The sequence below is a fragment of the Streptomyces sp. A0642 genome (assembly GCF_004795105.1).
Taxonomy (GTDB): Bacteria; Actinomycetota; Actinomycetes; order Streptomycetales; family Streptomycetaceae; genus Streptomyces.
In genome coordinates, this window is the sequence record NZ_SSBL01000018.1 from 95852 (window position 1) to 120770 (window position 24919).

The window sequence follows — 24919 nt, forward strand, 5'->3', positions numbered from 1 at the left end:
CCCGTCCCGGGGCCTGCGCGCCTTCCCCGTACCCGGGCGCTCACTCGGCGACCCGCACCGCGAACTCGCCGCCGGACACCCGCGCCCGCAGCACCTCCCCGGAGGCGCCGGCGTCGGCCGGGTCACGGACCACGTGCCCGTCCGCCCGCTGGAGCACCGCGTACCCGCGCTCCAGCGTCGCCGCGGGGGACAGGGCGAGCACGCGGGCGCGGGTGTGGGCCAGCTCCGAGTCCGCGCGGTCCAGCAGATGTCCCAGCACCCGCCGGCCGCGCCCGATCAGCGCGTCGACCTCCGAGGCGCGCTCGTCCACCATCCGCTGCGGATGCTCCATGCTCGGCCGCCCCAGCGCATGGGCCAGCCCCCGCTCCTCCCGGTCGAGCAGCCCCCGTACCGTCCGCAGCGCCCGGTCCCGCAGCTGCTGCACCCGGTCCAGCTCCTCGCCCACATCGGGCACGACCTTCTTCGCCGCGTCCGTGGGCGTGGAGGCCCGCACATCGGCGACCAGGTCGAGGAGGGGGGAATCCGGTTCGTGCCCGATCGCCGAGACCACCGGGGTGCGGCAGGCGGCGACCGTACGGATCAGCTCCTCGTCCGAGAACGGCAGCAGGTCCTCGACGCTGCCCCCGCCCCGCGCCACGACGATCACGTCCACCTCGTCGACGGCGTCGAGCTCCTTGACCGCGCGGACCACCTGGTTCACCGCGTGCACACCCTGCACCGCCGTGTTGCGCACCTCGAAGCGGACGGCGGGCCACCGGCGGCGCGCGTTCTCCAGCACATCGCGTTCGGCCGCCGACGCGCGCCCGCAGACCAGACCGATCAGCTGGGGCAGGAAGGGCAGCGGCTTCTTGCGGTCGCGCGCGAACAGGCCCTCCGAGGCCAGGGACTTCTTGAGCTGTTCCAGCCGGACCAGCAGCTCGCCGATGCCGACCGGCCGGATCTCCGTGGCCCGCAGCGAGAGCTGGCCGCGGGGCGCGTACCACTCGGGCTTCGCGAGGACGACGACCCGCGCGCCCTCCGTCACGACGTCCGCGACCCGGTCGAAGGCCTGCCGGAAGCACGTCACGCTCACCGAGATGTCGTGCGACGGGTCGCGCAGGGTCAGGAACACCACCCCCGCACCCGGCCGGCGCGACAACTGGGTGATCTGCCCCTCGACCCAGACCGCGCCGAGCCGGTCGATCCAGCCGCCGATCAGCCGCGACACGTCACCGACGGGCAGCGGAGCTTCCGGGGAAGTGTGGAGAGCCATGCGAGCGAGCGTAACCGCCGGAACCGACAACCCGGCCCGCCCCGCGACGGAGCACCCACCCGGGCCCCCTCGCGCCTTTGGGACCTCACGCCACCCGGCGCCCGCGCTGCGCCAGGAGCACCACCAGCCCCACCACCAGCCAGCACGCGCCCACCACCTGAGCGCTCGGCGTCGCCTCCACGATCACCGCGATCAGCACCCCCGAGCCCACCACCGGGATCAGGACGTGCCGCCACCAGCTCGGCGGCCCCTCCATCCGCCGCACCGCGAACCAGCCGACCACCGACGCGTGGAGCAGGACGAACGCGGTCAGCGCCCCGATGTCCACCACCGACACCAGATGATCCAGACCGTCGTCCCGCCGCGCCGCCCACACCGCCGCCACCAGCGTCAGGACCGCCGCGATCAGGATCGCGACCCGGGGCACCCCCGAGCTCGGGTCGATCCTGGACAGCAGCGCGGGCAGCCGGCGCTCCCGGGCCATCGCGAACAGCAGCCGCCCCGCTGCCGCCTGCCCGGCCAGCGCAGCGAACGCCGCCCCGATCGCCTTGCTGACCGCCACCAGATCGTGCAGCCACGTGCCGACCGCGGAGTCCACCGTGTCGTAGAAGGCCGAACCCTGCGCCACCGGATCGGCGGCCAGCTCCGCCGAGGACATGGGCTCGAGGAGCGCGGCCAGATACGACTGCGCCACGAACAGCCCGCCCGCCAGCACCAGACAGAACAGGACCGCCCGCGCCACCTTCGCCGAACCGCCCGTCACCTCCTCCGCGAACGAGGCGATGGCGTCGAAGCCCAGATAGGAGAGGACCGCCACCGACACCGCGCCCAGCACGGCCGTCGCGGAGAATCCGGAATCCCCGGTGAGCGGCGTCAGCCAGCCCCGCTGCGCCCCGTCCCGTACGAGCACCACCACCGCCGAGACCACGAACACCAGCAGCACGACGATCTCCATCGCGAGCACCGCGAAGCCGACCCGGGCCGCCGCCCGCACGCCCCAGAGGTTGAGCAGCGTCGTCAGGACCACCGCCAGCGCCGTCCACACCCAGCGCGACACCCCCGGCACCAGTGAGTTCATCGCGATGCCGGAGAACAGATAGGCGACGGCGGGGATCAGCAGGTAGTCCAGCATCGCCATCCACCCGGCGATGAACCCCGGCCCTTCCCCGAGCCCCTTGCGCGCGTAGGCGAAGACCGAACCCGCCAGCGGGGCGACCCGCACCATCTGGGCGTAACTGAAGGCGGTGAACGCCATGACGACGGTCGCGGCGATGTACACCAGCGCCACGGCCCCGTCGGACTTCGCGTCGAGGGTGCCGAAGACGCCGACCGGGGCCATCGGGGCGATGAACAGCAGCCCGTAGACCACCAGGTCCCGGAAGCCGAGAGTCCGCCGCAGCCCCACCCGCTCCGAGGAGCCGGCGTCGCCGGCGCCCGTGCCGGTTTCCGTGCCGCTTCCGGCCATGAAGTCCTCCGTCGGTCGCGTCATTGGTCGCGTGATGATCAGTTTCCCGACCTCGCCGTCCCCGCGCCTGTTCGGTACGGCCTTACGATGGGACGCATGACTGCTACGACACCCCGCCGCGTCCTGCTCGCCGCTCCCCGTGGCTACTGCGCGGGCGTGGACCGTGCCGTGATCGCCGTGGAGAAGGCCCTGGAGCAGTACGGCTCCCCGGTCTACGTACGCCACGAGATCGTCCACAACAAGTACGTGGTCCAGACCCTGGAGAAGAAGGGCGCGATCTTCGTCGAGGAGACCGCCGAGGTCCCCGAGGGCTCGATCGTCATGTTCTCCGCGCACGGCGTCGCACCGACCGTGCACGAGGAGGCGGCCGAGCGGAAGCTCGCCACGATCGACGCCACCTGCCCCCTCGTCACCAAGGTCCACAAGGAAGCCGTCCGCTTCGCGCAGGACGACTTCGACATCCTCCTGATCGGCCACGAGGGCCACGAGGAGGTCATCGGCACCTCCGGCGAGGCCCCCGACCACATCACCCTGGTCGACGGTCCCGAGGACGTCGCGAACGTCGAGGTGCGCGACCCCTCCAGGGTCGTCTGGCTCTCCCAGACCACGCTCTCGGTCGACGAGACGATGGAGACGGTCGGTGCGCTGAAGGAGAAGTTCCCCCTCCTGATCTCGCCGCCCAGCGACGACATCTGCTACGCCACGCAGAACCGTCAGATCGCGGTGAAGCAGATGGGCGCCGACGCCGACCTGGTCATCGTCGTCGGTTCGAAGAACTCCTCGAACTCCGTCCGCCTGGTCGAGGTCGCCCTCGGAGCCGGCGCGGGTGCCTCCTACCTGGTCGACGCCGCCGACGAGATCGACGAGGCGTGGCTGGAAGGCGTCTCCACCGTCGGGGTCACCTCCGGCGCGTCCGTGCCCGAGGTGCTGGTCGACGGCGTCCTGGCCTGGCTGTCCGAGCGGGGCTTCGAGGACGTGGAGATCGTGAAGGCGGCCGAGGAGTCCATCGTGTTCTCGCTGCCCAAGGAGCTCCGCCGCGACCTGCGCGCGGAGGCGGCGGCCCTGACGGCGGAGTAGCCCGGACCCGGCCCCCGGCCGGTCAGGGGCTTTCCGTCCGGTTTCCCGTTCCGGGGAGTGCGCGGCGCCGGGTGCCCGTACCGTGGATCACATGGAGATCTTCGGCGTGGACATCGGCGGATCCGGGATCAAGGGTGCTCCCGTGGACCTGGACCGCGGAGACCTGGCGCAGGAGCGCCACAAGGTACTCACCCCGCACCCGGCCACCCCCGAGGAGGTGGCGGGGTGCGTGGCCGAGGTGGTCGGCCACTTCGCATGGCAGGGCCCGGTGGGCATCACGTTCCCGGGTGTGGTCACCAACGGGCTCACCCGGACCGCGGCCAATGTCGACAAGGGCTGGATCGACCTCGACGCCCGCACCCTGCTCGGTGACAAGCTCGGCCTCCCGGTCACCATCCTGAACGACGCGGACGCGGCCGGCATCGCCGAGATGACGTTCGGTGCGGGCCGGGACCGCAAGGGCACGGTCATCGTGCTGACGTTCGGGACGGGGATCGGCAGCGCGCTCTTCGTCGACGGCAGGCTCGTGCCCAACACCGAGCTCGGCCACCTGGAGCTGCACGGCCACGACGCGGAGAAGCGCGCCTCCACCAAGGCCAAGGAGGACGAGGACCTGAGCTGGCAGCACTGGGCGCACCGGGTGCAGAAGTACCTGGCCCACGTGGAGATGCTGTTCTCGCCCGAGCTGTTCATCATCGGCGGCGGAGTCAGCCGCAAGGCCGAGAAGTTCCTGCCGCTCATCGAGCACGTACGGGCCGAGATGGTCCCCGCGGAGCTGCAGAACAACGCGGGCATCGTGGGCGCGGCGATGGCGGCGGCGGGGCGCTGAGCGCCTGCGGCGGGGCCTGGGGCCTCTCGTTCGGAGCATGCCGGGCTCGCGGGGTCCGGCACGCGCGTCTGCCGCGTTGTCGTCGGTCGCGATGTTCCCCGAGCTGTCGGCTTCGCCCGCCCGAGGAGGGAGGCCCGCCCCAAGGCATGACTCGCTCCTCCGCCTTGCAGCCGGACGCATCGGACCCGGCTCCCTCATCCGGCCTGATCCGAACGAAAGGCCCTAGGGCGTGTTTCGAAAGGCCCGCCTGCCCTGCGACGCCTGGCACGCACGCTCGCCGCGTTGTGCAAGGCCCGCCTGCCCTGCGACGCCTGGCACGCACGCTCGCCGCGTTGTGGAAATGTCCTAGTAGCTCCGCTACGAGACCATTTCCACGCCTTGCGATCGCACGCACCAGACGCCGCGGGGCCCGCCCTTCGGGCGGACGGCGCTACTTTCGAAACACGCCCTAGCGCTGGGAGGGGCGCCGCGGCGTCCGTCCGCCGGCCCGGCCGACGGGCCGCGCCGCCGGTGCCGGCTTCCCGGCCGGCCGGGCGGTCTGCGCGGCCAGCAGCATCCGCCGCTGCCGGGCCCGCATCAGACGGATCTTGCGCACGGTCGCGATGAGGCCCGCGACGAGCGTGCCGCCGTACAGCCAGCCGGCGTGGACGGCGAGAGCGGTGACGACGGCCATGGTCTGCCCGCCGAAGCCGCCTGTCCCGCCGGAGATCGGGACGATGCCGACGGCGAACGCGATCGGCACGCTGATCGGCGCGGTCACCAGGTCGGCGGGCCGTACCCAGAGCGCGGTCAACGCGCTGACCGGCAGGAACAGCACGCCGAACACGGCGGACGAACCGTCGAACAGCAGCCAGTCCGCGCAGCCGACGACGAACATGACGGCGGAGGCGAAGAGCCCGGCGCCGATTCCGGTCAGCCGGGGATTGGGCAGCCGCCGCAGGGCGAGGACGGCAGGCGCCACCGGGCGGCCCCGCCCCGCGGGCGTGCTCATCACCCGGTAGGCGGTCGCGCCTTCGCCGACGGGCCCCCCGGCTTCCTTGGTCCCCAACGGGGACAGCGGGGCCGGCCGGGTCTGCCTGCGCTGCGGGGGACGTGTCCTGTGCTGCTCCACCGGGACAAGGTAGGTCGCCGGGCAGGCGGAAGCGGGTGCGGGACACGCGCTTTGGGCGACCTTGGCGATGAGTTCGATGCCACACGGCCCAACGGGAACCGATTCCGCACGCATCCCGAGGCCCCACGCGTCCGGCGCGAGCGCCTCCCGCACCTCCCACGCCTCCCGCGCATTCCGCATGGACCGGCCGCCCGACCGGGCATGCGGCGGGACCCGCACCGTGCGCGGGTGGCCAGCGGGACCCGGTCCGATGAGGCACGCGGCGGGAGCCGCTCCGTGCCCGGGCGGCCACCCGGCAGGACGCGTGACCGCCCGCTCGCCCCCGCCCGTAAACTGGAGAATCGGCCCACCCGGGCCCGACGTCCATTCGAGCCCGTCCACCCCCTAGGGAAGTCGCCACCGTGTCGCTCACGATCGGAATCGTCGGTCTGCCGAATGTCGGCAAGTCGACCCTTTTCAACGCCCTGACCAAGAACGACGTGCTGGCGGCCAACTACCCGTTCGCCACGATCGAGCCGAACGTCGGCGTCGTCGGCGTCCCCGACCCGCGGCTGAACAAGCTCGCGGAGATCTTCGGCTCCCAGAAGCTCCTCCCGGCGACGGTCGACTTCGTCGACATCGCGGGCATCGTGCGCGGTGCGAGCGAGGGCGAGGGCCTGGGCAACAAGTTCCTCGCGAACATCCGCGAGTCGGACGCGATCTGCCAGGTCATCCGCGCCTTCAAGGACGAGAACGTCGTCCACGTCGACGGCAAGGTCTCGCCCAAGGACGACATCGAGACGATCAACACCGAGCTGATCCTCGCCGACCTCCAGTCCGTCGAGAAGGCCGTCCCCCGCCTGACGAAGGAGGCCCGCCTCCAGAAGGAGAAGGTGGCGGTCCTGGCCGCGGTCGAGGAGGCCCAGAAGATCCTGGAAGCGGGCGACACCCTCTTCCACGCGGGCATCACGGCCGGCACCGAGAAGGGCCGCCTCCTCCACGAGCTGCACCTCCTCACCACCAAGCCCTTCCTCTACGTGTTCAACGTCGACGAGGACGAGCTGGTCGACGAGGACTTCAAGGCCGAGCAGCGTGCCCTGGTCGCCCCGGCCGAGGCCATCTTCCTGAACGCCAAGATCGAGTCCGAGCTGATCGAGCTCGACGACGACGAGGCCCTGGAACTGCTCCAGTCGATGGGCCAGGAAGAGCCCGGCCTCGCCACCCTCGGCCGCGTCGGCTTCGAGACGCTCGGCCTGCAGACCTACCTCACGGCAGGTCCGAAGGAAACCCGCGCCTGGACCATCAAGAAGGGCGCCACGGCCCCCGAGGCGGCCGGTGTGATCCACACCGACTTCCAGAAGGGCTTCATCAAGGCGGAGATCATCTCCTTCGACGACCTGGTCGAGACGGGCTCGGTCGCCGAGGCCCGCGCCAAGGGCAAGGCGCGCATGGAGGGCAAGGACTACGTCATGCAGGACGGGGACGTGGTGGAGTTCCGCTTCAACGTCTGATCGGGCATGAACAACGGCCTGACCCGCGAGAGAGCGGGTCAGGCCGTTGTGCTGTCCGCAGGAGGCCGCAGAACATGAAGCGGCTACGAGTCGTAGACGTGGAGCGGTGGACGGGTCGTACCTGTCGGACCGAGGGTCGACGAGTCGTCGGCGGCGGCGCTCAGACGGGGGTCCGTTCGCCGGGGCCGCCCTTTGCGGATCCCGGCGCGAACGTGTCCGCGTCGGCATCCGGGTCCGAGGCCGGTGGGTGAAAGCCGTCCTCGGGAACTCGGGAACCGGGGAACTCGGGAGCTCGGAAGCGCGACACCCTTGCCTCGCGCTTGGAGAGCACGGGCGGATGCGTGGTCCCGGCGGGCCTGTTCCCGGCAGCGCAGGGCGAGCGCGTGAGGGCGTCGCCCTGCCGCGGGGGTGTGTCAGCTCTGGGCGGGGTCCTCGGAGGTCTGCGTGGGGGCCTCGGCCGCCTCGGCCTTCTCGCGCATCTTCCGTACCAGCTCCGCCTTCTGGTCGGCGGCGGTCCGGCGGTCGAGGTTGCGGTGCGGGCCGTTGTTCTGGCGTTCGGTGCGGGACAGCCTCTTGCGCTTGCCGCCGCCCATGCCCACGGGGTTGTTGATGTTCTTGCTCACGGTCACGGGTTCTCCCGGTGTTGATGCGAAGTGATCGAGTGATCTACGGACTTCCTCGGTGAGCACGGGCGGCGTCAGCGGGGGCCGCTCACGCGCTCACTCGCACATCGGCGGGTGGAAGAACATGACAAAGACGTTACCCGGTCCCGTCGGACCCGTGCACCAGCCCGCGATGGGCGGCGATGAGGCGGCGGTACCAGTGGTAGCTGTCCTTCGGGGTGCGGCGCAGGGTGTCGTAGTCGACGTGGACGAGACCGAAGCGCTTGCTGTAGCCGTAGGCCCACTCGAAGTTGTCCATCAACGACCACGCGTAGTAGCCGCGTACGTCGACACCGTCGGCGACGGCGCGGGCGACCGCTGCCAGGTGGTCGCGGAGGTAGGCGATGCGTGGCTCGTCGTGGACGGTTCCGCCGACCGGTGCCGGGTCGTCCTCCGCGCTGCCGTTCTCGGTGAGGAAGACCGGCGGGAGCGCGGCGCCGTACTGCTCCTTCAGCGTGACCAGCAGGTCGTGCAGGGAGTCGGGCACCACGGGCCAGCCCATCGCGGTGTGCCGGACGCCGGGGACCGGCACGGCTTCGAAGCGGTTGTCCATCGCCGTGCGCAGGGCCGCGTCCGCCTCCCGGTAGGGCGCGGCGCGGACCACGGAAGGTGTGTAGTAGTTGATGCCGAGGAAGTCCAGGGGGGCGGAGATCAGCTGGAGGTCACCGTCTCGGCGGAAGTCCGGGCGTGCGATGAGATCCTCCCAGGTGTCGCTCTCGCTGTCCGGGTACCGGCCCCGCAGCAGGGGCTCGGTCCATACGAGATTGCGCTGGGTCCGGGCGCGCAGTGCTGCCTCGACGTCGCGTGGACCGGCGGAGGCCGGGGTGATCCGGTCGAGGTTGAGCGTGATGCCCGCCTCGCGGACGCCCGCGGCGCGCAGGGCCTGGAGCGCCAGACCATGTCCGACCAGCAGATGGTGGGCGGCGGCGAGCGCGGGCGTGCCCTCCCGGGTGCCGGGGGCGTGGTGGTCGTCGGCGTAACCGAGGAAGGCGCTGCACCACGGCTCGTTGAGGGTGATCCAGCGAGGTACCCGGTCGGCGAGCGCGGCCGCGACCAGGTGCGTGTACTCGGCGAACCGCTCGGCGGTCTCCCGTACGCGCCACCCGCCGGTGTCCTCCAGGGCCTGTGGCAGGTCCCAGTGGTAGAGGGTCACCGCCGGCTCGACCCCCGCGTCCAGGAGGCCGTCCACCAATCGGTTGTAGAAGCCGATGCCCCGGGCGTTCGCGGGCCCTGAGCCGGTGGCCTGGATGCGCGGCCAGGAGACGGAGAACCGGTAGGAGTCGACGCCCAGTTCGCGCAGCAGCGCGATGTCCTCGGGGTAGCGGTGGAAGTGATCGCACGCCTCGTCGCCGGTGTCGCCGCCCAGGACCCGGCCGGGCGTTCGGCAGAAGGTGTCCCAGATGGACGCTCCTCGGCCGCCCTCGTCGGCGCCTCCTTCGATCTGGAAGGCGGCGGTGGCGGCCCCGAAGACGAAACCGGGCGGCAGGGAACCGGGCGGCGGCGAGGAGAAGTCAGTCACCGGTCGATCCTGAACCGGTACAGGCTCCTTGTACAGGGGGATGTGCAGGAGAGGTCAGGAAAAGGCTAAACGCTGGCTAAACTTCGGCGGTTGATTCGGTCGGAGTCCACCGGTGGGGTCGGGGGCAGCCGGTTCGGCCGAGCCGACCGACCGGCCGAACCCCCGAAACCGGCCGGGCTCAGGACCGGTCGCCCCGGTGCAGGTGCCATCGGCCCGAGCCGTGTCCGCCGTCCGATGACTGGGAGCCGCCGGACTGCTCGCCCTCCTCGTACTGCGTACGGTCCCGCTTGCCCCGCCCCGCATCGTCGGATCCGGCATCCCTGGCCGGCACCGGCCGCCCGCGCGGGGCGGGCTGCTGCTGCGGTCGCCGCATGGAACGCGTCGGGGCGGTGTCTTCGGGTGCGCGGCCGGAGCCGGCATCGGGGGCCGGGGCGCGCCGGGGCTCCGCGGCGTCCTGGCGGCCGGCCGTGTCCGGGTCGCGTTCGCCACGGGCCGCCATGCCGTAGGGGGCGTCGGGTGCCGCGCCGCGTCGCTCCCGGTCCTCGTACACGGCTTCCCGCTCACGCTCCCGCGCACGGCGCTCTTCGCGCTCCACGCGACTCGGGCGCCCGCCCATGACGGCCGACGCGATGAGCATGAGGAGGCCGCCGAGGAGGGCGAGCCCCACTCCGCTGCCCAGACCCCTGCCGTCACCCGCGACCGTCAGACTGCCCTGCGCCAGGCCCTGCCGGATCATCCACAGGACGGCGAACCCGAACGCGATGACTCCGGCGAGGAGCACCAGCAGCCGCGACCGCAGCACCACTCCCACGAGGGCGACCACGGCGGCGACGAGGAGCGGCAGGAACATGGACGCGAACAGTCCCGCTCCCGAGTTGGTCACCCCCGCACCGGTGAACAGCTCCCAGAAACGGAAGTCGTGGCCGAGCCGGCCGTTGTACCAATTACGGAAAGGAGCCCACACCGCCGCGGCAGCGCCCACGACGGCGAGTATGAGCCCGATGGTGTTGCGGATACCCCGTGCCATGCCGCGACCTCCCGGCCATCGATCGGTGCACGCGTCAATCCGTGTGCCGTACCCCGGCCCCGGTTGTCCCCGCCGCGGGATCTCCCACCGGACATCCCGCCCCTCTTTCGAGGCTATGCCCGCCCCGCGGACGACGCCACGCGGCGACCCCGGGCCCGCGCTCAGTCGCGCCCTTGCTGCTCCGCCCGCCCCAGCCACGCCGTCAGCAGCGACTCCAGCGCCGCCGCCTCGTCCTCGGTGAGGGTGTCGAGCAGGCGGCGTTCGTTGCGCATGTGCTCGCTGAAGGCCCGGTCGATCAGGTCGCGGCCGGCCGGCGTGAGGGCGACCACGCGGGCGCGGCCGTCGCCTGCCGCCCGGCGGCGGGTGACCAGGCCGGCGCGTTCCAGGCGGTCGATGCGCTTCGTCATCGCACCGGTGGTGACCATGGTGTGCGTGGCCAGTTCGCCGGGCGCGCGCTCGAACGGCTCCCCGGCCCGGCGCAGCGTGGCGAGCACGTCGAACTCGCCCTCGCTCAGGCCGAACCGGCCGTACACGACGCAGAGTTCCTCCGTGAGCAGCCCCGCCAGCCGGTGCAGGCGGCCGATGACGCCCTGGGGGCGCACGTCGAGGTCCGGGCGCTCGCGGGCCCACTCGGCCTGGATGCGGGCCACGTGGTCCAAAGGGCGGGGGGTGGTCGAATCCGACATGACTCCACTATAGCTTCCTGGGAAGGTATAGTAGCTTCCATGGAAGCTACCTTGCGATGGGTGCTCATCACGGCGATCGCCCCGGTGGCCTGGGGCACGAACTACTACGTCACCCACGCCTACCTGCCCGCCGAAACCCCCCTGTACGGCGCCGCGCTCAGGGCCCTGCCCGCCGGGCTGCTGCTCCTGGCCGTCCGGCGCCGACGGCCCCATGGGTCCTGGTGGTGGAAGGCCGCCGTCCTCGGCGTCCTGAACATGGGCGGGTTCTTCGCGCTCGTGTACGTCGCCGCGCAGCTGCTCCCGACCAGCACCGCCTCGACGATCATGGCCGCCTCGCCGGTGGTCATGATGCTCATCGCCTGGGCGCTCGTCGCCGAGCGGCCGGGACTGCTCCCGCTGCTGGGGGCGGCCGCCGGGATCGGCGGGGTGTGCCTCATGCTGCTGACCGGGAGCGTCTCCGCCGACCTCCGCGGGGTGCTGGCCTCGGTCGCGGCCCTGCTCATGTCGTCCCTCGGCTACGTCCTCACGAAGCGCTGGGGAGCCGGGACCGGCCTCCTCGCCTCGACCTCCTGGCAGCTGATCGCCGGTGGCCTGCTCCTGCTGCCCCTCGCCGCGGCAGTGGAAGGCGCGCCGCCCGCCCTCGACGGACCGGCCGTCCTCGGATTCGGGTACGTCACCGTCGTGGCGACCGCCCTCGCCTTCGCCGCCTGGTTCGCGGGCCTGCGCCACCTGCCGGCCGCGACCGTCGGCCTGGTCGGGCTGCTCAACCCGGTGACCGGTGTGCTCCTCGGCACCGCGGTCGCCGGGGAATCGCTCACCTCCCGTCAGATCTGCGGGCTCGTCCTCGTCCTGGCCGGGATCCTGCTCGGCCGGCCGGCGGCGCGCCGGAAGCCGACCGGGGTTCCGTCGGCGGTGTACGGGACCGCGGCAGCCGGCCGGACCGCCTCGATCCCGGAAGTGCGCCCTCCGCGGGCGCCGCACGCACGCTAGGGCGTGTTTCGAAAGTCCCGCCTGCTCGGCGACGCCTGGCACTTCCCCGAGCTCTCGGCTTCGCTCGAGCAGGGGAGACCCCATTGCTCGCCGCGTTGTCGGGGTCGCCCCGATACAGCCAGTATCGGGGCGACCCTCCGCCTTGCGATCGCACGCACCAGACGCCGCCGAGCCCGCCCTCCGGGCGGACGGCGCTACTTTCGAAACACGCCCTAGGGCTGTGTGACCCTCAGCTCCCGTACGCCCGCCGGCTCGGCCGCGTCCGTCGAGCGCACCGTCACCCGCACCTCGCGGGCCACCGCCCCCGCCCGGTACGGCCGCCAGTGCCCGCCGTCGGCCGAGGTCTCCAGGCGGAACGAGGCCGGGGCCACGTCCGTCCACTCGGGCGCGATCCCCGTCACCGGGGCCGCGCGGCCCAGGTCCACCGTCAGCGTGCCCGTCTCCCCGTCCGGGAACCAGGCCGTCGCCGTGCTGCCGTCCACGGCCGCGGCCGCGTACAGGCCGGGCGTCTCGGACGTCGCCGTCGCCGGGCGGCAGCGGGCCGCGTCGGTGGTCGGGGCCAGGTCCGGGCGGCGCGTGGGGAGGGTGAGGGTCCCCGCCAGGGTGCGGGGGCCGGACGGGGTGTGGACGGTGAACGGGGCGCCCGAGGCGAGGCGGACCCGCGTCGTCCGGGGACCGATCACGATGTCGTACGTACGACCCCGGTAGCGCAGACCCGTCACCCGCACGCCCTCGCTCAGCTGCGGCGGCAGCACCGGGTCGACCCGCACCCCGTCCTCCCGCAGGCGCAGACCCGTCAGCCCGTGCGTGAACACCTGGAGGAAGCCGCCCTTGCCCGTGAGGAAGTCCTCGGCGGGGAAACCCGACAGGGGGTCCTGCGCGCCCGCCTTCGCGCCCCGCGCCTCACTGAAGAGGGCGTACGGACCGCGCATGAACGGGCGCACGGCACGTTGGAGATACGTGTACGTGGCGCAGCCGGGCTCACCGATCGCGGCGGCGTCGATCGCGTGGACCGAGTCCGTCATCGCCGGGCCGTCCGGATCGGTGTGCGCCGCGTAGTAGTCGAGCGTGGCGGCCGCCGCACCCGGCTCCATCGGCCACTCCAGCGGGTAGATCAGCAGGACCGTATCGGCCTGCTTGATCGTCGATCCGTCGTATCCGGCGTACTGGAGGTACAGCTTCCGCTCCGGGTCGTACGGGATGCGCAGGCCGTCCGCGATCTTGTTCCACTCGGCGGGAGCCGCGTGGCCGAGGAGCTGGGCCGCGCGGGCGGCGTTGCGCAGGGCGGTGGCCGCGACGGCGTTGGTGAACACCCCGTCGGTGACGCCGTTGCTGTACTCGTCGGGGCCCGCCACCCCCTTCACCGAGTAGCTGCCGTCGCCGTTCGCGGTGGCGCGCGAGGCCCAGAAGCCGGCGATGCCGCGGAGCATCTGCCAGCCGTGGCCGGCCAGCCAGTCGCGGTCGCCGGTGGCCAGGTAGTACTGCCAGACCGCGAGTGAGACATCGCCCTGGAGGTGGTTCTGCGTCACACAGTGCGGCGGGTTCCAGCTCTGGCACTCGGACCGGAGATTGCCCCTGCTCGCGCTCGTCCACGGGTAGAACAGGCCCTCGTAGCCCAGCTTCTCGGCGTTCGTACGGGCCTCGTCGCGCGTCCGGTAGCGGTACTCGACCACGGACCGGGCCAGTTCGGGACGGGTGGCGAGCAGCCCCGGGTACATCCAGGTCTCCGCGTCCCAGAAGACCATGCCCGCGTAGTTGTCGCTGGTCAGTCCGGCCGGGGCGACGCTGTCACGGGAGCCCGCGCGGGTGGAGGCCAGGAGTCCGTACTGGGCCGAGCGCAGCCACTTCTGCAGATCGGGGCTGCCCGGCACGGACACGTCCGCCGACCAGTCGCGGCGCCAGACGGCCGCGTTCCCGGAGAGGAGCGCGGACCAGCCGCGGCCCGTCGCCCGACGGGACGCCTCGCGCGCGGTGGTGCGCGGAGCGCGTGAGGTCAGGGCGGTGTCCACGCCCACGTACTTCACATACGTGTACGTGTGCCCGGAACTCACCCGGGACGCGCGCCCGTTCGCGCCGGCCGGGCGTACGGTCTGGACGATCGCGCCCGCCGTCCCCGTGCCCCGGGTGCGGAACGTCCCGTCGTCCTCCAGGTCGATGCGGCGCGCGCCGCGCGGGTCGAGCCGGCCGGTGACCGTCGCGGTGCCGGTCCAGTGCGGCGTCATCCGCAGTCGCACGGCTCCGGTGTGCACGTCGGAGCGGTCGGCCAGCACCTCGTACGTCAGGTCGGTCGCGCGGCCGTCGGCCGTGGTCCAGCGCAGTGAGGTGCGCACCAGCCCGCAGCGCAGGAAGACCGTCTGGCGGTACCGGGAGATCCGCCCCGCCGGGGTGGCGGGGCCGTACGTCTCCTCGCCCACGCGCACGTCGAGGTTCGTCCAGCTCGGCAGCGCGGCGACCACCTCGCGGCCCGCCGCCAGGTCCTCCTCGCGCCCGAAGAGCCCGGAGACGAACGCCCCGTCGTAGCGCGGGGTGAACAGCGGCCAGCCGGTCTTCTCGGCGCGTGCGGCGTACCCGGCGCCGGCTGCCGGGACCCGATGCCCCAGGTATCCGTTGCCGACGTAGGGGTCGTAGCCCGCGGCCTCGCCGTACGTGGTGGACGTCAGGGCCCACGCGGGGTCCGTGTCCCGGCCGCAGGGCGCGGCCGCCGGTGCGGCCGGCCGCCGATCGGCGGCGTACGCGACGGGCGGGGAAGCCGGCGCGATCAGGGCGCAGGCGACGAGGGACGTGAGAAGAGAGGTACGCGAAAGGCTCACGGCACGAACGTAGGGAAACGGGCACGGAACGGCGGGGCACGGCGCGCGGGTGAACGGCTGACGTGCCGGAGCGCGCCCCCCTCAGGCCGCGAGCCCCGTCTTGAGGCCCGCGCCGCACAGCGGCACGACGACACTGCGGTCCGTCCAGCCGCCCACCGCCGCCCAGCAGGCCACGCCCGTCGTCTCCACGTAGAAACCGCGGGCCGCCAGATCCAGTTGTGCGGCGCGGATCCGGTCCTCCGTCACCGTCAGGAACGTGCCGCCCGACTCCCGGACCGCTGCCAGGATCGCCCGGGCGCGCGGTGGACGCGGGATGGCGATGCCTTCGGCGAGGGTGGGGGAGGCGGTGGCGCCGGCGGGGACGCCGAGCAGGTCCTCGGCCCCCGCGTGGAAGGCCGCCGCCAGCGGGGAGACCGCCTCCGCCTGGACGGCGATCAGCGCGGGGCGGGTGTCGATCAGCCCCTGGGCGAGGAGTTCCGCGGTGGCCAGGGCCGCGCCGAGGAGCAGCGTGCCGTTGCCGACCGGTACGGCGATGGCGTCGGGGAGCCGGCCGCCGAGGTCCTCCCAGAGCTCGTACACGTAGGTCTTCGTGCCGTGCAGGAAGTACGGGTTGAAGACGTGCGAGGCGTAGAAGGTGCCGGGGGCGTCGGCGGCGGTGCGGGCCGCCCGCGCGGTCGCCTCCCGGTCTCCGGGGACGATTTCCAGCCGGGCGCCGTGGGCGCGGATCTGTTCGGTCTTCTTCGGCGACGTGCCCTCGGGGACGTACACCGTGCAGGGCAGGGCGGCGCGGGCGCAGTACGCGGCGACGGCCGTGCCCGCGTTGCCGCTGCTGTCCGCGACGACGCGCTCGGGGGCGAGGCGGCGGGCCAGTTCGGCGAGCATCACCGCGCCCCGGTCCTTGAAGGAGAGCGTCGGCATCAGGAAGTCGAGCTTGGCCGAGACCGTGCCGGTGAGCGGGACGAGCGGGGTGCGGCCCTCGCCGAGGGTGGTCGCGGGGGAGGAGAGGGGCAGGACCTCCTCGTAGCGCCACAGGGAGTTGACCCGGCCGGGCAGATCGCCGGGCCGCAGCGGGCCCGCGCTCTCGAAGTCCAGGTCCCACGGGCCGCGGCAGACCGGGCAGCACCAGGTGAGCGAGGTGACGTCGGCGCGGGCGCCGTCCTGCGGGCAGCGGTAGGTGGTGGCCATGACGGCCAGCATGCCAGCGGGGCGGCCGCGGTGCCGCGGCCGCCCCGGAGTGCCCCTCTACCGCCGGGAGAGTCCGCGGTCGACCGCGGTCATCAGCTCGCCGTCGTCCGTGTCCCCGTCCAGCGACCAGAACATCGCGCCGCCGAGCCGGTGGTCACGGATGTAGGCGGTCTTGGTGCGCAGGACCTGCGGGTCGTCGTACGTCCACAGCGTGGTGCCGTCGAACAGCCAGGCGCTGCCGTCACGGACATTGCGGTGGACCTTGTACGTACCGGATTCGGCCAGCTTCTTGAGGGCCTTGTAGTCCTCGTACCCGGCCGCCCAGGTCGCGGGGGCGGGTGCCGTGGCGGGTTGCCCGAGGCCGTCGCCGCCGCCGGTCACACCGGTCCAGCCCTGACCGTAGAACGGCATCCCCATCACCAGCTTGCGGGCCGGGGCGCCCCGCCGCAGCCAGGCGCGCACGGTCTGGTCGACGCTGAAGTCGTCCTTCGCGTACAGCGCGGACTGCTGCGCGGTGGTCTTCTCGCCGGAGACGTGGAAGTCGTAACCCTGGAGGTTCACGAAGTCGACGTCCCGCATGATGCGCGGGACGTCGAAGCCGGCGTCGATCTTCTCGGGGGACGTGGGCACGAACGCCGAGAGGTCGTAGTGCCTGGGCTTCGCTCCGGGGTGGCCGCCCTTGCGCGAGGCCGCGCCGCTCTTCGCGTAGGCGTCGAGCTGGGTACGGAACTCGTGGACCAGAGCCGTGAAGTTCCGCTTGTCCTCGGGGCGGTGGACGGTGTCGGAGTCACCGGCGGATCCCGGCCATTCCCAGTCGATGTCCACCCCGTCGAAGAGGCCGGCCGCCGCGCCGTCGCCGCCGCGCACCCCGTCCACCGGCAGGTTGCCCTTGATGTACAGGTCGATGCAGGAGGAGACGAAGGCCTTGCGGGAGGCGGCGGTGCGGGCCGCGTCCGAGAAGTGCGTGGACCAGCTCCAGCCGCCGAGCGAGATCATCACCTTGAGGCCGGGGTGCTTGGCCTTGAGCTCGCGCAGCTGGTTGAAGTTGCCCGCGAGGGCCTGGTCGTCGGTGTCGGCGACGCCGTCCACCGAGCCGGCGGCGTCCAGCGGGCGGACGTAGTCGGCCCAGGCGTCGGCTTCCCCGGGAACGTTGCCCGTGAAGCACTTGCCGTCGGCGCTGACGTTGCCGAACGCGTAGTTGATGTGGGTGAGCTTGGCCGCTGCTCCGCTCGTCTCCAGGTCCTTGACCTGGAAGTCGCGTCCGTAGACGCCCCATTGAGTGAAGTAGCCGACGCGCTTGTAGGCGGGAGCGGAGCCTGCGTGGCTGCCGCCGTGGTCCTTGCCGTGGCCCCCGGTGGCGTGCGCGGCGGGGGCGAGGGTGGCGGCCAGCGAGAAGGCGCAGGCGGCGATGGCCAGTCCGGACAGGGTTCTTCGACGCATGAGGCCCGTTCCTGTACGTGTGCGTGAGGGAGACATGTGCGGGAGGTGCGTGGCCGTGCTGTGTGGAGAGGAAGCTATTGGTCTGGACCAACTCGGGTCAAGGGGTGGGGGACCGTCGGGGGTGGGGCGGGCGGGGAAGGTGCGGCGGCCGGGGCGGGATATGCGTACGCCCACCGCGAATCATCACTTCGAGTGAAACTCTGGCCCGTGCTTGCGGTCCGCAACCGACGGTTGCGAGGCTGTTGCAGTCTGTCAACCTCTTGGGGAGTGGCCTGTGACTTTCGGTGAGCAGCCCGCCTATCTGCGCGTTGCGAGCGATCTGAGGGAGAAGATCGTCAACGGTTCGCTGCCGCCGCATACGCGCCTGCCGTCGCAGGCGCGTATCCGCGAGGAATACGGGGTTTCGGACACCGTCGCGCTGGAGGCGCGCAAGGTGCTGATGGCCGAGGGCCTCGTCGAGGGCCGCTCGGGCTCCGGCACCTATGTGCGCGAGCGCCCCGTGCCGCGCAGCATCGCCCGTTCCGGCTTCCGGTCGGAGGCCGGGGCCAGCCCCTTCCGCCAGGAGCAGACGGCGGAGGGCGCGCGGGGGACCTGGGAGTCCCGGAGCGAGCAGGAGGGCGCGAGCCCCGAGATCGCCGAGCGGCTCGGGATCGAGCCGGGCGACCGCGTGATGCGTACGCGCTACGTGTTCCGGGACGGCGGCGAGCCGATGATGCTCTCCACCTCCTGGGAGACCCTCGCGGTCACGGGACGGACGCCGGTGATGCTGCCGGAGGAGGGCCCGCTGGGCGGCTGCGGGGTGGTCGAGCGGATGGCCGCGATCGATGTGGTCGTGGACAACGTGGCCGAACAGGTCGGTGCGCGTCCGGGGCTGGCGGAGGAGCTCCTGGCGCTCGGCGGGGTGCCGGGCCACGTCGTGATGGTGATCGAGCGGACGTACTACGCGTCGGGCCGCCCGGTCGAGACCGCCGACGTGGTGGTGCCGGCGGATCGCTACCGGATCGCCTACCACCTCCCCGTCCGGTGAGGGGTGCGGGGCGGCCCGGTTCCCGGCGTGTGGCGGGTCTCCGGCCCTGCGGTCCGGGCCGGGCGGCGGACCGGCGGGCGCGGTGTTCGTGCGGTCCGGCTCTGGTGGCGGGTCGGCGGGCGCGGCGGTCCTGTGTTCCGGGTCTGGCGGCGCGTCTCCGGGCGCGGTGTTCCTGTCGGGTGACCGATATCCGGCGGCGCCCGTCCGGCACCCGTCACCACGAATTAACGGCGGCCCCGCCCCCGTAACGGCCGGGCAATCGTCCACTGTGACGGCTTGTCATGTCCCGCTCTTACTTTCCCGTTCGGACCCGCACTCCGGACGACGAACGGGAAGTCACCGATGACGGACACAGCCGTACCGCAGACGGAGACCGCCTCCGAGGGAGACCTCGGGGGCGGATCCGGCGCCCCGCCCCCCAGCCGCAACTACGCGAAACTCGCCGCGGACGAGAGCAGGGAGGACTACTCCCTCCGCTATGCGCCGCACTCCTTCCGGCGCTGGTCGCCCGGCATGGTCGCGGGCACCGCGCTCGGCGGGATCGCCTACCTCGCCGACTTCGCGATCGGCGCCTCGATCGTCTTCACCTACGGCTTCACCAGCGGATTCGCCTCGATCATGGCAGCCGCGACGATCATCTTCCTGACCGGCATTCCCATCGCCCGCGCCTGCGCCAAGTACGGCCTGGACATGGACCTCGTCACCCGGGGCGCCGGATTCGGCTACTTCGGCTCGACGCTGACCTCGCTGATCTACGCGTCCTTCACCTTCATCTTCTTCGCCCTGGAGGGCTCGATCATGGCCCAGGCCATGCATCAGGCCGTCGGACTCCCGGTCGAGGCGGGTTATCTGATCACCACTCTGATCGTCATACCGATCGTCTTCCGCGGCATGGGCGCACTCGCCAAGGTGCAGGCGTGGACCCAGCCCGTCTGGATCATCGGCATGGTGCTGCCGTTCGTGGTCCTCGCCTTCGAGGCTCCGGACGCCTGGGGCGCGTTCGGCTCCTTCGGCGGCACGGAAGGGGCGGGGTCCGGCTTCTCGTGGATCGGCTTCGGACTCGGCACGGGGGTCGCGCTCTCCCTCATCGCTCAGATCGGTGAGCAGGCCGACTACCTGCGCTTCATGCCGGCCAGGACGGAAGCGAACAAGCGGCGCTGGAACCTCGCGGTCCTCGCTGCCGGGCCCGGTTGGGTCATCATCGGCGCCGCCAAACAACTCGGCGGTGCGCTGCTCGCGTTCGTCGCCTTGGAAGCGGTCGGCAAGACGCACGCGCTGGAGCCCATCGCCCCGCAGATCGAGGCGCTGAAGCCGTGGCTCGGCTCGTTCGCGCTGCCCGCGGCCGCCGTGTTCGTGATCGTGTCGCAGATCAAGATCAATGTGACCAACGCCTACAGCGGCTCGCTGTCCTGGTCGAACTTCTTCTCCCGGATCACCCACCGTCACCCCGGCCGGGTCTGGTACATCTTCCTCAATCTCGTCATCGCCCTGACGCTGATGGAGATGAACATGTTCGCGGCCCTCAACAAGCTGCTGGGCTTCTACTCCAACGTGGGCATCGCCTGGATCGCCGCCGTGGCCGCGGACCTGGTCATCAACAAGAGGATCGGCCTGAGCCCCCCGTACATCGAATTCAAGCGCGCCTATCTGTACGCGGTGAACCCGGCGGGATTCGGGGCGATGGTGATCGCCTCGACCGCCTCGATCCTCGCCTTCTTCGGGCTGTTCGGCGCCTACGCGGAGGCGTTCTCGACGTTCATCGCGGCCGGACTCTCGCTGACGCTCTGTCCGCTGATCGCCTGGGCGACGAAGGGGAAGTACTACCTGGCGCGCCCCAACCCGGTGAACGGCCCCGACGTCGAGGTCGCGGACATCACCGCCACCCACACCTGCTCGGTCTGCGCCACGGCCTACGAACTCCCGGACATCGCCGACTGCCCCGTCCAGGCGGGGCCGATCTGCTCGCTCTGCTGTTCGCTGGACGCCGAGTGCGGAGACGTCTGCCGCAAGGCCCCCGCGGGCGGCCCGGTCCTCATGCCGGAGCCGGTACTGCGCGAGGGAGCGGCACGGCCCTGAGGGCCGGTCCCCGACCGAACCACCCGCCCCTGGGGGCGCATCCATCCGCATGCGCCCCCAGGGGTGTTGGTCCACTCCTGGCCGGATCGGTATCTCTTTGTGTGATTACGCATGCGTTGAGTAAAGGTCAGGCGTACGCTCGGGCATATGCGTACTGCGGTTTCCTGGGGATCCTTAGAGACGTGCACGCCGTACAGGGGAGGGGCGCAATGCTCGGGAGGGGCACGATGAACGACAGCGGTGCCGTGCTCCCTTGGCTGGTGATACGGCAGGACGACAACGGCAACCGCTACCGCGTGGGCCGGTACGCCACGCAGGACGAGGCGCAGAAGACCGCCGACAAGCTGGATAGCCACGGCCACAAGCAGCTCTACTGGGTCGAGCGCATAGGGCAGACCGCACGCCCGTAGTGCGCCCCCCGGGGCACGCCTCCGGGGCCCGTGACGGGACGTTACGCTCCGCACCATGACTGATCGTGTGGTGGTGGCCGGGGCCGTCTACGACCGGGGGAGGCTGCTGGCCGCGCGCCGCAGCGCCCCGCCCGAGCTGGCCGGACGCTGGGAGCTGCCCGGCGGCAAGGTGGAGCCGGGGGAGAGCGGCGAGCAGGCGCTCGTCCGCGAGCTCCGCGAGGAGCTGGGCATCGAGACGGAGCCGCTGGAGCGCATCCCCGGCGCGTGGCCGCTCAAGCCCGGCTATGTGCTCCACGTGTGGACGGCCCGGCTGGTGTCCGGCGTGCCCGCGCCCCTCCAGGACCACGACGAGCTGCGCTGGCTGGGACCGGGGGAGACCGGCACGGTGGACTGGCTGGAGCAGGACCTGCCCGCAGTGGCCGAAGCCGTACGCCGGCTGCCCGGCGGCGCACACCGCTGAGCGGAGCGCCCGGCCCGGGGTCCGAGCGCCCCTTTCCTGCGCGTGCCGCCGTTTCCGTGCGCGCCCCTACACCCGTACGCCCCACGTGACGGCGTCGGCGGTATTTCATCCCCAATTTCGGGTATGTGATGTTTAGTCCCCCGCGTACAGGGTGTTCGCGTTGCTGGTCTTGGGAAGTGATCGGCGTGACCGATACCGAAGGCGACTGCGCCGAGTGGAGCTTTCCGGCTGTACCCGGCGCCGTGCGCACGGCTCGGCACGCCGTCCACGAGGCGCTGCGTGGCTGGGGGCTCGACGCGGCCGTCGGTGATGTGGCCGTTCTGCTGGTCAGCGAGCTGGTGACCAATTCGATGCAGTACACACCCGGTCCCATCGGGGTGCGCCTGGTGTGCCCCCACCCCAACGGGGAAACCCCTTCGGCACACCCCGGTCTCCTCGTGGAAGTCTCCGATCCGCTTCCGGATCCGCCCACCGAACGTGCGGCTGGACCCGACGACGAAGGCGGCCGAGGGCTGCAGCTCGTGGCCTGCTCGGCCCGCCGCTGGGGGACCCGGCGCGGAAAGAGCGGCAAAACGGTGTGGTTCGAGCTGGCCCTGCCTGGTTAGGAGTGAGGTGGGACGAAAGCGATCACGAAGGGCCGGTCCGCATCTGGCCGAAACGGACTGAGACCGTGCTGTGATCGTGAACGCCGTGTCGGTCGGGGCCGTAGTGCTGAATACTGCGGGCAGGACCGGTCCGGTGTGTGAGCTGGAGGGGACGGTCGCGTGAGCGAAATACCTGGGACAGCGGGCGACGTCGTGTGGCAGAGCAGCCCGCCTGGCTCGATCTACGACTACATCAAGGTCGCCTCCTTCTCGATCGGCCCCGACGGCCTGATCGAGCAGTGGAGCCGCCGGGCCGCCGGTCTCTTCGGCGTTGCCGCTCACGAGGCCATGGGCAAGGATCCGGTCGAGGCCTTCATGCCCGCCGAGCTGCGCGGCGACGGCCACCGCCGGATCGGCGACGTGCTCGACGGCAAGGAGTGGACGGGCCTCGTCCCCTTCCGGATGCCGGGCGAGGACGCCGTGCACGGGCTCGCCGAGATCTATGTGATGCCGAGTGAGACCGCGACGGGCGAACGGGCCGCGGTCTGCATCGTGGTGGACGTCCGCGCCCTGCGCCTCATCGAGACCGACCTCGCGGCCTCGCAGGCTATTTTCGGCCAATCCCCCTTCGGTTTCGTCCTGTTCGGCACCGACCTCACCGTCGTGCGCGCCAATCAGCGGTTCGCCACGGTCTTCGGCGGACGGGCCGAGGACCACCGGGGCCGCACGGTCGAGGACTACCTCGCGGGCGCGGAGGCGGACCGGCTGACGGCCACGCTGGAACGCGTCCTGGCCACCGGCGAATCCGTCACCGACCTCCAGCTCGTCGGCACCGCCCCCGGGGACACCGAGCGCCGCCACTGGTCGATGAACCTCTACCGGGTGCACAGCGGCTCGGGCCGGCCCATCGGCATCGCCGGACTGGCCACCGACGTGACCCGGCGCCACATCGCCGCCCGAGAGGCGGCCAGCGCCCGGCGCAACCTCGCCCTGCTCAACGAGGCGAGCGCCCGCATCGGCAACTCCCTCGACCTGGAGACGACCGCCCGCGAACTCCTCGACGTGGCCGTGCCCGGCTTCTGCGACCTCGCCTCCGTCGACCTCTACCAGGCCCTCCTCACCGGTGAGGAGATCCCGCCGGGCAGCGGCGGCTCCCCGCACCGGGAGGCCGTCGGCGGTTCCGCCGAACTGCGCCGGGTCGCCTTCGCCAGCGCCGTGTCCGACGCCCTGCCCGATCCCCCGCCCGATCCCGGCCCCGGCCCGGCCTCCGGGGCCCCCGGCCCCCGGACGCCCGCACTCGGCGCCGTACACCGCTACTCCTTCGGCTCACCCTGCGCCAAGGCCCTGCGCACCGGCCGCGTGGCGGACGTGCCCGGCGACGACCTCGGCTTCGTCCGGTCCACGCTCGCCGTCCCGCTGCTCGCCCACGACACCGTGGTCGGCCTCGTGCAGTTCTCCCGCACGAAGGGCAGCGAGCCCTTCGGCGAACGCGACCGCGCGCTGGCCACCGAACTCGCCGCACGCGCCGCCGTCTGCATCGACAACGCCCGCCTCTACCGCCGCGAGCACGAACGCGCGCTGATACTCCAGCGCAGCCTCCTGCCGCCCGGCGACCCCGAGGCCGCCGGCCTCGACATCGCGTGCCGCTACCTCCCCGGCAACACGGCCACCGAGGTGGGCGGCGACTGGTTCGACGTGATCGAGCTCCCCGGCCACCGCACCGCCCTCGTCGTCGGCGACGTGATGGGCCGAGGGCTGCGCGCCGCCGTGGCCATGGGCGAACTGCGCACCGCCGTACGCACCCTCGCCCTCCTCGACCTCGAACCCGCCGAGGTGCTCTCCGCGCTCGACGAGGTCGCCCGGGGACTCGGCACCCCCGGCGCGGGCACCTCGTCCGATGCGGGCGGCGGCGCCCAGTGGCCGTCGCGGGCCGCCCACAAGTCACGGGAGGCGGACCTCTCCGAGGTCTATCTGGCGACCTGTGTCTACGCCGTCTACGACCCCGTCACGCGGCGCTGCACCTTCGCCAACGCGGGCCACCTCCCCCCCGTCGTCGTCGAGCCGGGCGAGGCCGCGCTGCTGCTCGACGTCCCGCCCGGAATGCCGCTCGGCGTCGGCGGCGAGCCCTTCGAGGAGGTCGAGGTGGAGCTCAAGGAGGGCGCGCTCCTCGCCCTCTACACCGACGGCCTCGTCGAGTCCCGTGACCATCCGCTGGACGAGGGCCTGGAGGCCCTGCGCGGAGCACTCGTGGAGCCCGACCGGCCCCTCGAGGACGTCTGCGATCACGTACTGAGCTCGCTGGACACCCGGCACGGCGAGGACGACATCGCCCTGCTCATGGCCCGCATCCAGGGGCTGCCGGCCGACGCCGTCGGCGACTGGCGGCTGCCCCGCGAGCCCCGCTCGGTCGGCCGGGCCCGCGAACTGGCCCGGAGCCAGCTGCTCGCCTGGGACCTCGACGACCTGGTGGACACCACCGAACTGCTGGTCAGCGAACTGGTCACGAACGCCCTGCGGTACGGCGAGGGCGAGATCCGGCTCAGGCTGCTGCGCGACCGCACCCTCGTGTGCGAGGTGTGGGACGCGGGTCTGGTCCAGCCGCGGCGCCGGCGCGCCCGCGACACGGACGAGGGCGGCCGCGGACTGCAACTGGTCGGGCTGCTGAGCGCGGCCTGGGGATCACGGCGGACCCCGCGCGGCAAGACGGTCTGGTTCGAGCTCCCCCTGCCCGACGGCGGACCGCCCGTCGAGCGGACGGTGGAGGAGCTGCTCAGCATGTTCTGAACGCCCTGACGCGCTCCCGCCCCGGATCCCGGCGG

20 protein-coding genes are annotated in these 24919 nt (G+C 72.1%); 10 read left to right on the plus strand and 10 right to left on the minus strand.

Annotated elements, in window-relative coordinates; genetic code table 11:
* Positions 1–40: 40 nt before the first annotated feature.
* Positions 41–1252 (minus strand): exodeoxyribonuclease VII large subunit, encoded by a 1212-nt coding sequence (gene xseA / locus E6R60_RS25945; protein ID WP_136329074.1) that lies wholly within the window; start codon positions 1250–1252, stop codon positions 41–43.
* Between the two features lie 85 nt (positions 1253–1337).
* Positions 1338–2717: an APC family permease gene (locus E6R60_RS25950; RefSeq protein WP_136329117.1), complete on the minus strand. Its 1380-nt coding sequence runs from the start codon at positions 2715–2717 to the stop codon at positions 1338–1340.
* Positions 2718–2804: 87 nt separating this feature from the next.
* Between E6R60_RS25950 and E6R60_RS25955 the strand changes: the two genes are divergently transcribed.
* Together E6R60_RS25955 and ppgK are read left to right on the plus strand one after the other, a co-directional pair.
* Complete coding sequence (locus E6R60_RS25955; RefSeq protein WP_206309513.1) at positions 2805–3794, plus strand: 4-hydroxy-3-methylbut-2-enyl diphosphate reductase; 990 nt, start codon at positions 2805–2807, stop codon at positions 3792–3794.
* A 91-nt stretch (positions 3795–3885) separates the two neighbouring features.
* On the plus strand, positions 3886–4623 hold the full coding sequence (gene ppgK, locus E6R60_RS25960) for a polyphosphate--glucose phosphotransferase (RefSeq protein ID WP_136329076.1): 738 nt from the start codon (positions 3886–3888) through the stop codon (positions 4621–4623).
* Between the two features lie 448 nt (positions 4624–5071).
* On the opposite strand, the gene E6R60_RS25965 is transcribed toward ppgK, so the two are convergent.
* On the minus strand, positions 5072–5614 hold the full coding sequence (locus E6R60_RS25965; protein ID WP_136329118.1) for a DUF6542 domain-containing protein: 543 nt from the start codon (positions 5612–5614) through the stop codon (positions 5072–5074).
* Between the two features lie 521 nt (positions 5615–6135).
* Between E6R60_RS25965 and ychF the strand changes: the two genes are divergently transcribed.
* A complete protein-coding gene (gene ychF, locus E6R60_RS25970; protein ID WP_136329077.1) occupies positions 6136–7224 on the plus strand; it encodes a redox-regulated ATPase YchF in 1089 nt (362 codons plus the stop codon).
* Between the two features lie 413 nt (positions 7225–7637).
* Here ychF and E6R60_RS25975 read toward each other — a convergent pair whose 3' ends face one another.
* The 4 genes from E6R60_RS25975 to E6R60_RS25990 form a co-directional block, all read right to left on the minus strand.
* On the minus strand, positions 7638–7853 hold the full coding sequence (locus E6R60_RS25975) for a DUF6243 family protein (protein ID WP_206309514.1): 216 nt from the start codon (positions 7851–7853) through the stop codon (positions 7638–7640).
* 130 nt (positions 7854–7983) lie between these two features.
* The gene (locus E6R60_RS25980) at positions 7984–9405 is read right to left on the minus strand and encodes a GH1 family beta-glucosidase (protein ID WP_136329078.1); all 1422 of its coding nucleotides are present in this window, start codon (positions 9403–9405) and stop codon (positions 7984–7986) included.
* A 178-nt stretch (positions 9406–9583) separates the two neighbouring features.
* Positions 9584–10432, minus strand: a complete 849-nt coding sequence (locus tag E6R60_RS25985; RefSeq protein WP_136329079.1) for a hypothetical protein — start codon at positions 10430–10432, stop codon at positions 9584–9586.
* Between the two features lie 161 nt (positions 10433–10593).
* Positions 10594–11118 (minus strand): MarR family transcriptional regulator, encoded by a 525-nt coding sequence (locus E6R60_RS25990; RefSeq protein ID WP_136329080.1) that lies wholly within the window; start codon positions 11116–11118, stop codon positions 10594–10596.
* A 39-nt stretch (positions 11119–11157) separates the two neighbouring features.
* On the opposite strand from E6R60_RS25990, the gene E6R60_RS25995 reads away from it, so the two are divergent.
* On the plus strand, positions 11158–12108 hold the full coding sequence (locus E6R60_RS25995) for an EamA family transporter (RefSeq protein ID WP_206309515.1): 951 nt from the start codon (positions 11158–11160) through the stop codon (positions 12106–12108).
* A 212-nt stretch (positions 12109–12320) separates the two neighbouring features.
* Here the strand turns inward: E6R60_RS25995 and E6R60_RS26000 are convergent, their stop codons facing one another.
* The 3 genes from E6R60_RS26000 to E6R60_RS26010 all read right to left on the minus strand — a co-directional run bounded on the left by E6R60_RS26000 (position 12321) and on the right by E6R60_RS26010 (position 17543).
* Positions 12321–14918, minus strand: coding sequence for a discoidin domain-containing protein (locus tag E6R60_RS26000; RefSeq protein WP_136329081.1), 2598 nt, complete (start codon positions 14916–14918; stop codon positions 12321–12323).
* A gap of 81 nt (positions 14919–14999) precedes the next feature.
* On the minus strand, positions 15000–16103 hold the full coding sequence (locus E6R60_RS26005; protein WP_240802685.1) for a pyridoxal-phosphate dependent enzyme: 1104 nt from the start codon (positions 16101–16103) through the stop codon (positions 15000–15002).
* A 57-nt stretch (positions 16104–16160) separates the two neighbouring features.
* Positions 16161–17543: a glycoside hydrolase family 18 protein gene (locus tag E6R60_RS26010; RefSeq protein WP_136329083.1), complete on the minus strand. Its 1383-nt coding sequence runs from the start codon at positions 17541–17543 to the stop codon at positions 16161–16163.
* A 274-nt stretch (positions 17544–17817) separates the two neighbouring features.
* On the opposite strand from E6R60_RS26010, the gene E6R60_RS26015 reads away from it, so the two are divergent.
* The 6 genes from E6R60_RS26015 (at position 17818) to E6R60_RS26040 (ending at position 24884) form a co-directional block, all read left to right on the plus strand.
* Positions 17818–18570, plus strand: coding sequence for a GntR family transcriptional regulator (locus E6R60_RS26015; protein ID WP_136329084.1), 753 nt, complete (start codon positions 17818–17820; stop codon positions 18568–18570).
* A 342-nt stretch (positions 18571–18912) separates the two neighbouring features.
* On the plus strand, positions 18913–20646 hold the full coding sequence (locus E6R60_RS26020; protein ID WP_136329085.1) for a hypothetical protein: 1734 nt from the start codon (positions 18913–18915) through the stop codon (positions 20644–20646).
* 227 nt (positions 20647–20873) lie between these two features.
* Positions 20874–21056 carry an SPOR domain-containing protein gene (locus E6R60_RS26025; protein ID WP_240802686.1) on the plus strand — a complete coding sequence of 61 codons (183 nt, stop codon included), beginning with the start codon at positions 20874–20876 and terminating at the stop codon, positions 21054–21056.
* Between the two features lie 55 nt (positions 21057–21111).
* On the plus strand, positions 21112–21516 hold the full coding sequence (locus E6R60_RS26030) for a (deoxy)nucleoside triphosphate pyrophosphohydrolase (protein WP_136329087.1): 405 nt from the start codon (positions 21112–21114) through the stop codon (positions 21514–21516).
* A 176-nt stretch (positions 21517–21692) separates the two neighbouring features.
* Positions 21693–22121, plus strand: coding sequence for an ATP-binding protein (locus E6R60_RS26035; RefSeq protein WP_136329088.1), 429 nt, complete (start codon positions 21693–21695; stop codon positions 22119–22121).
* Between the two features lie 192 nt (positions 22122–22313).
* Positions 22314–24884, plus strand: coding sequence for a SpoIIE family protein phosphatase (locus E6R60_RS26040; RefSeq protein WP_206309517.1), 2571 nt, complete (start codon positions 22314–22316; stop codon positions 24882–24884).
* Positions 24885–24919: the final 35 nt, after the last annotated feature.

Excerpts from the sequence above, each read along its gene's own strand:
- xseA (WP_136329074.1), bottom strand. The coding sequence starts at position 1,252 with ATGGCTCTCCACACTTCCCCGGAAGCTCCGCTGCCCGTCGGTGACGTG.
- E6R60_RS25950 (WP_136329117.1), bottom strand. The coding sequence starts at position 2,717 with ATGGCCGGAAGCGGCACGGAAACCGGCACGGGCGCCGGCGACGCCGGC.
- E6R60_RS25955 (WP_206309513.1), top strand. The coding sequence starts at position 2,805 with ATGGGACGCATGACTGCTACGACACCCCGCCGCGTCCTGCTCGCCGCT.
- ppgK (WP_136329076.1), top strand. The coding sequence starts at position 3,886 with ATGGAGATCTTCGGCGTGGACATCGGCGGATCCGGGATCAAGGGTGCT.
- E6R60_RS25965 (WP_136329118.1), bottom strand. The coding sequence starts at position 5,614 with ATGAGCACGCCCGCGGGGCGGGGCCGCCCGGTGGCGCCTGCCGTCCTC.
- E6R60_RS25985 (WP_136329079.1), bottom strand. The coding sequence starts at position 10,432 with ATGGCACGGGGTATCCGCAACACCATCGGGCTCATACTCGCCGTCGTG.
- E6R60_RS25990 (WP_136329080.1), bottom strand. The coding sequence starts at position 11,118 with ATGTCGGATTCGACCACCCCCCGCCCTTTGGACCACGTGGCCCGCATC.
- E6R60_RS25995 (WP_206309515.1), top strand. The coding sequence starts at position 11,158 with ATGGAAGCTACCTTGCGATGGGTGCTCATCACGGCGATCGCCCCGGTG.
- E6R60_RS26005 (WP_240802685.1), bottom strand. The coding sequence starts at position 16,103 with ATGGCCACCACCTACCGCTGCCCGCAGGACGGCGCCCGCGCCGACGTC.
- E6R60_RS26010 (WP_136329083.1), bottom strand. The coding sequence starts at position 17,543 with ATGCGTCGAAGAACCCTGTCCGGACTGGCCATCGCCGCCTGCGCCTTC.
- E6R60_RS26020 (WP_136329085.1), top strand. The coding sequence starts at position 18,913 with ATGACGGACACAGCCGTACCGCAGACGGAGACCGCCTCCGAGGGAGAC.
- E6R60_RS26025 (WP_240802686.1), top strand. The coding sequence starts at position 20,874 with ATGAACGACAGCGGTGCCGTGCTCCCTTGGCTGGTGATACGGCAGGAC.
- E6R60_RS26030 (WP_136329087.1), top strand. The coding sequence starts at position 21,112 with ATGACTGATCGTGTGGTGGTGGCCGGGGCCGTCTACGACCGGGGGAGG.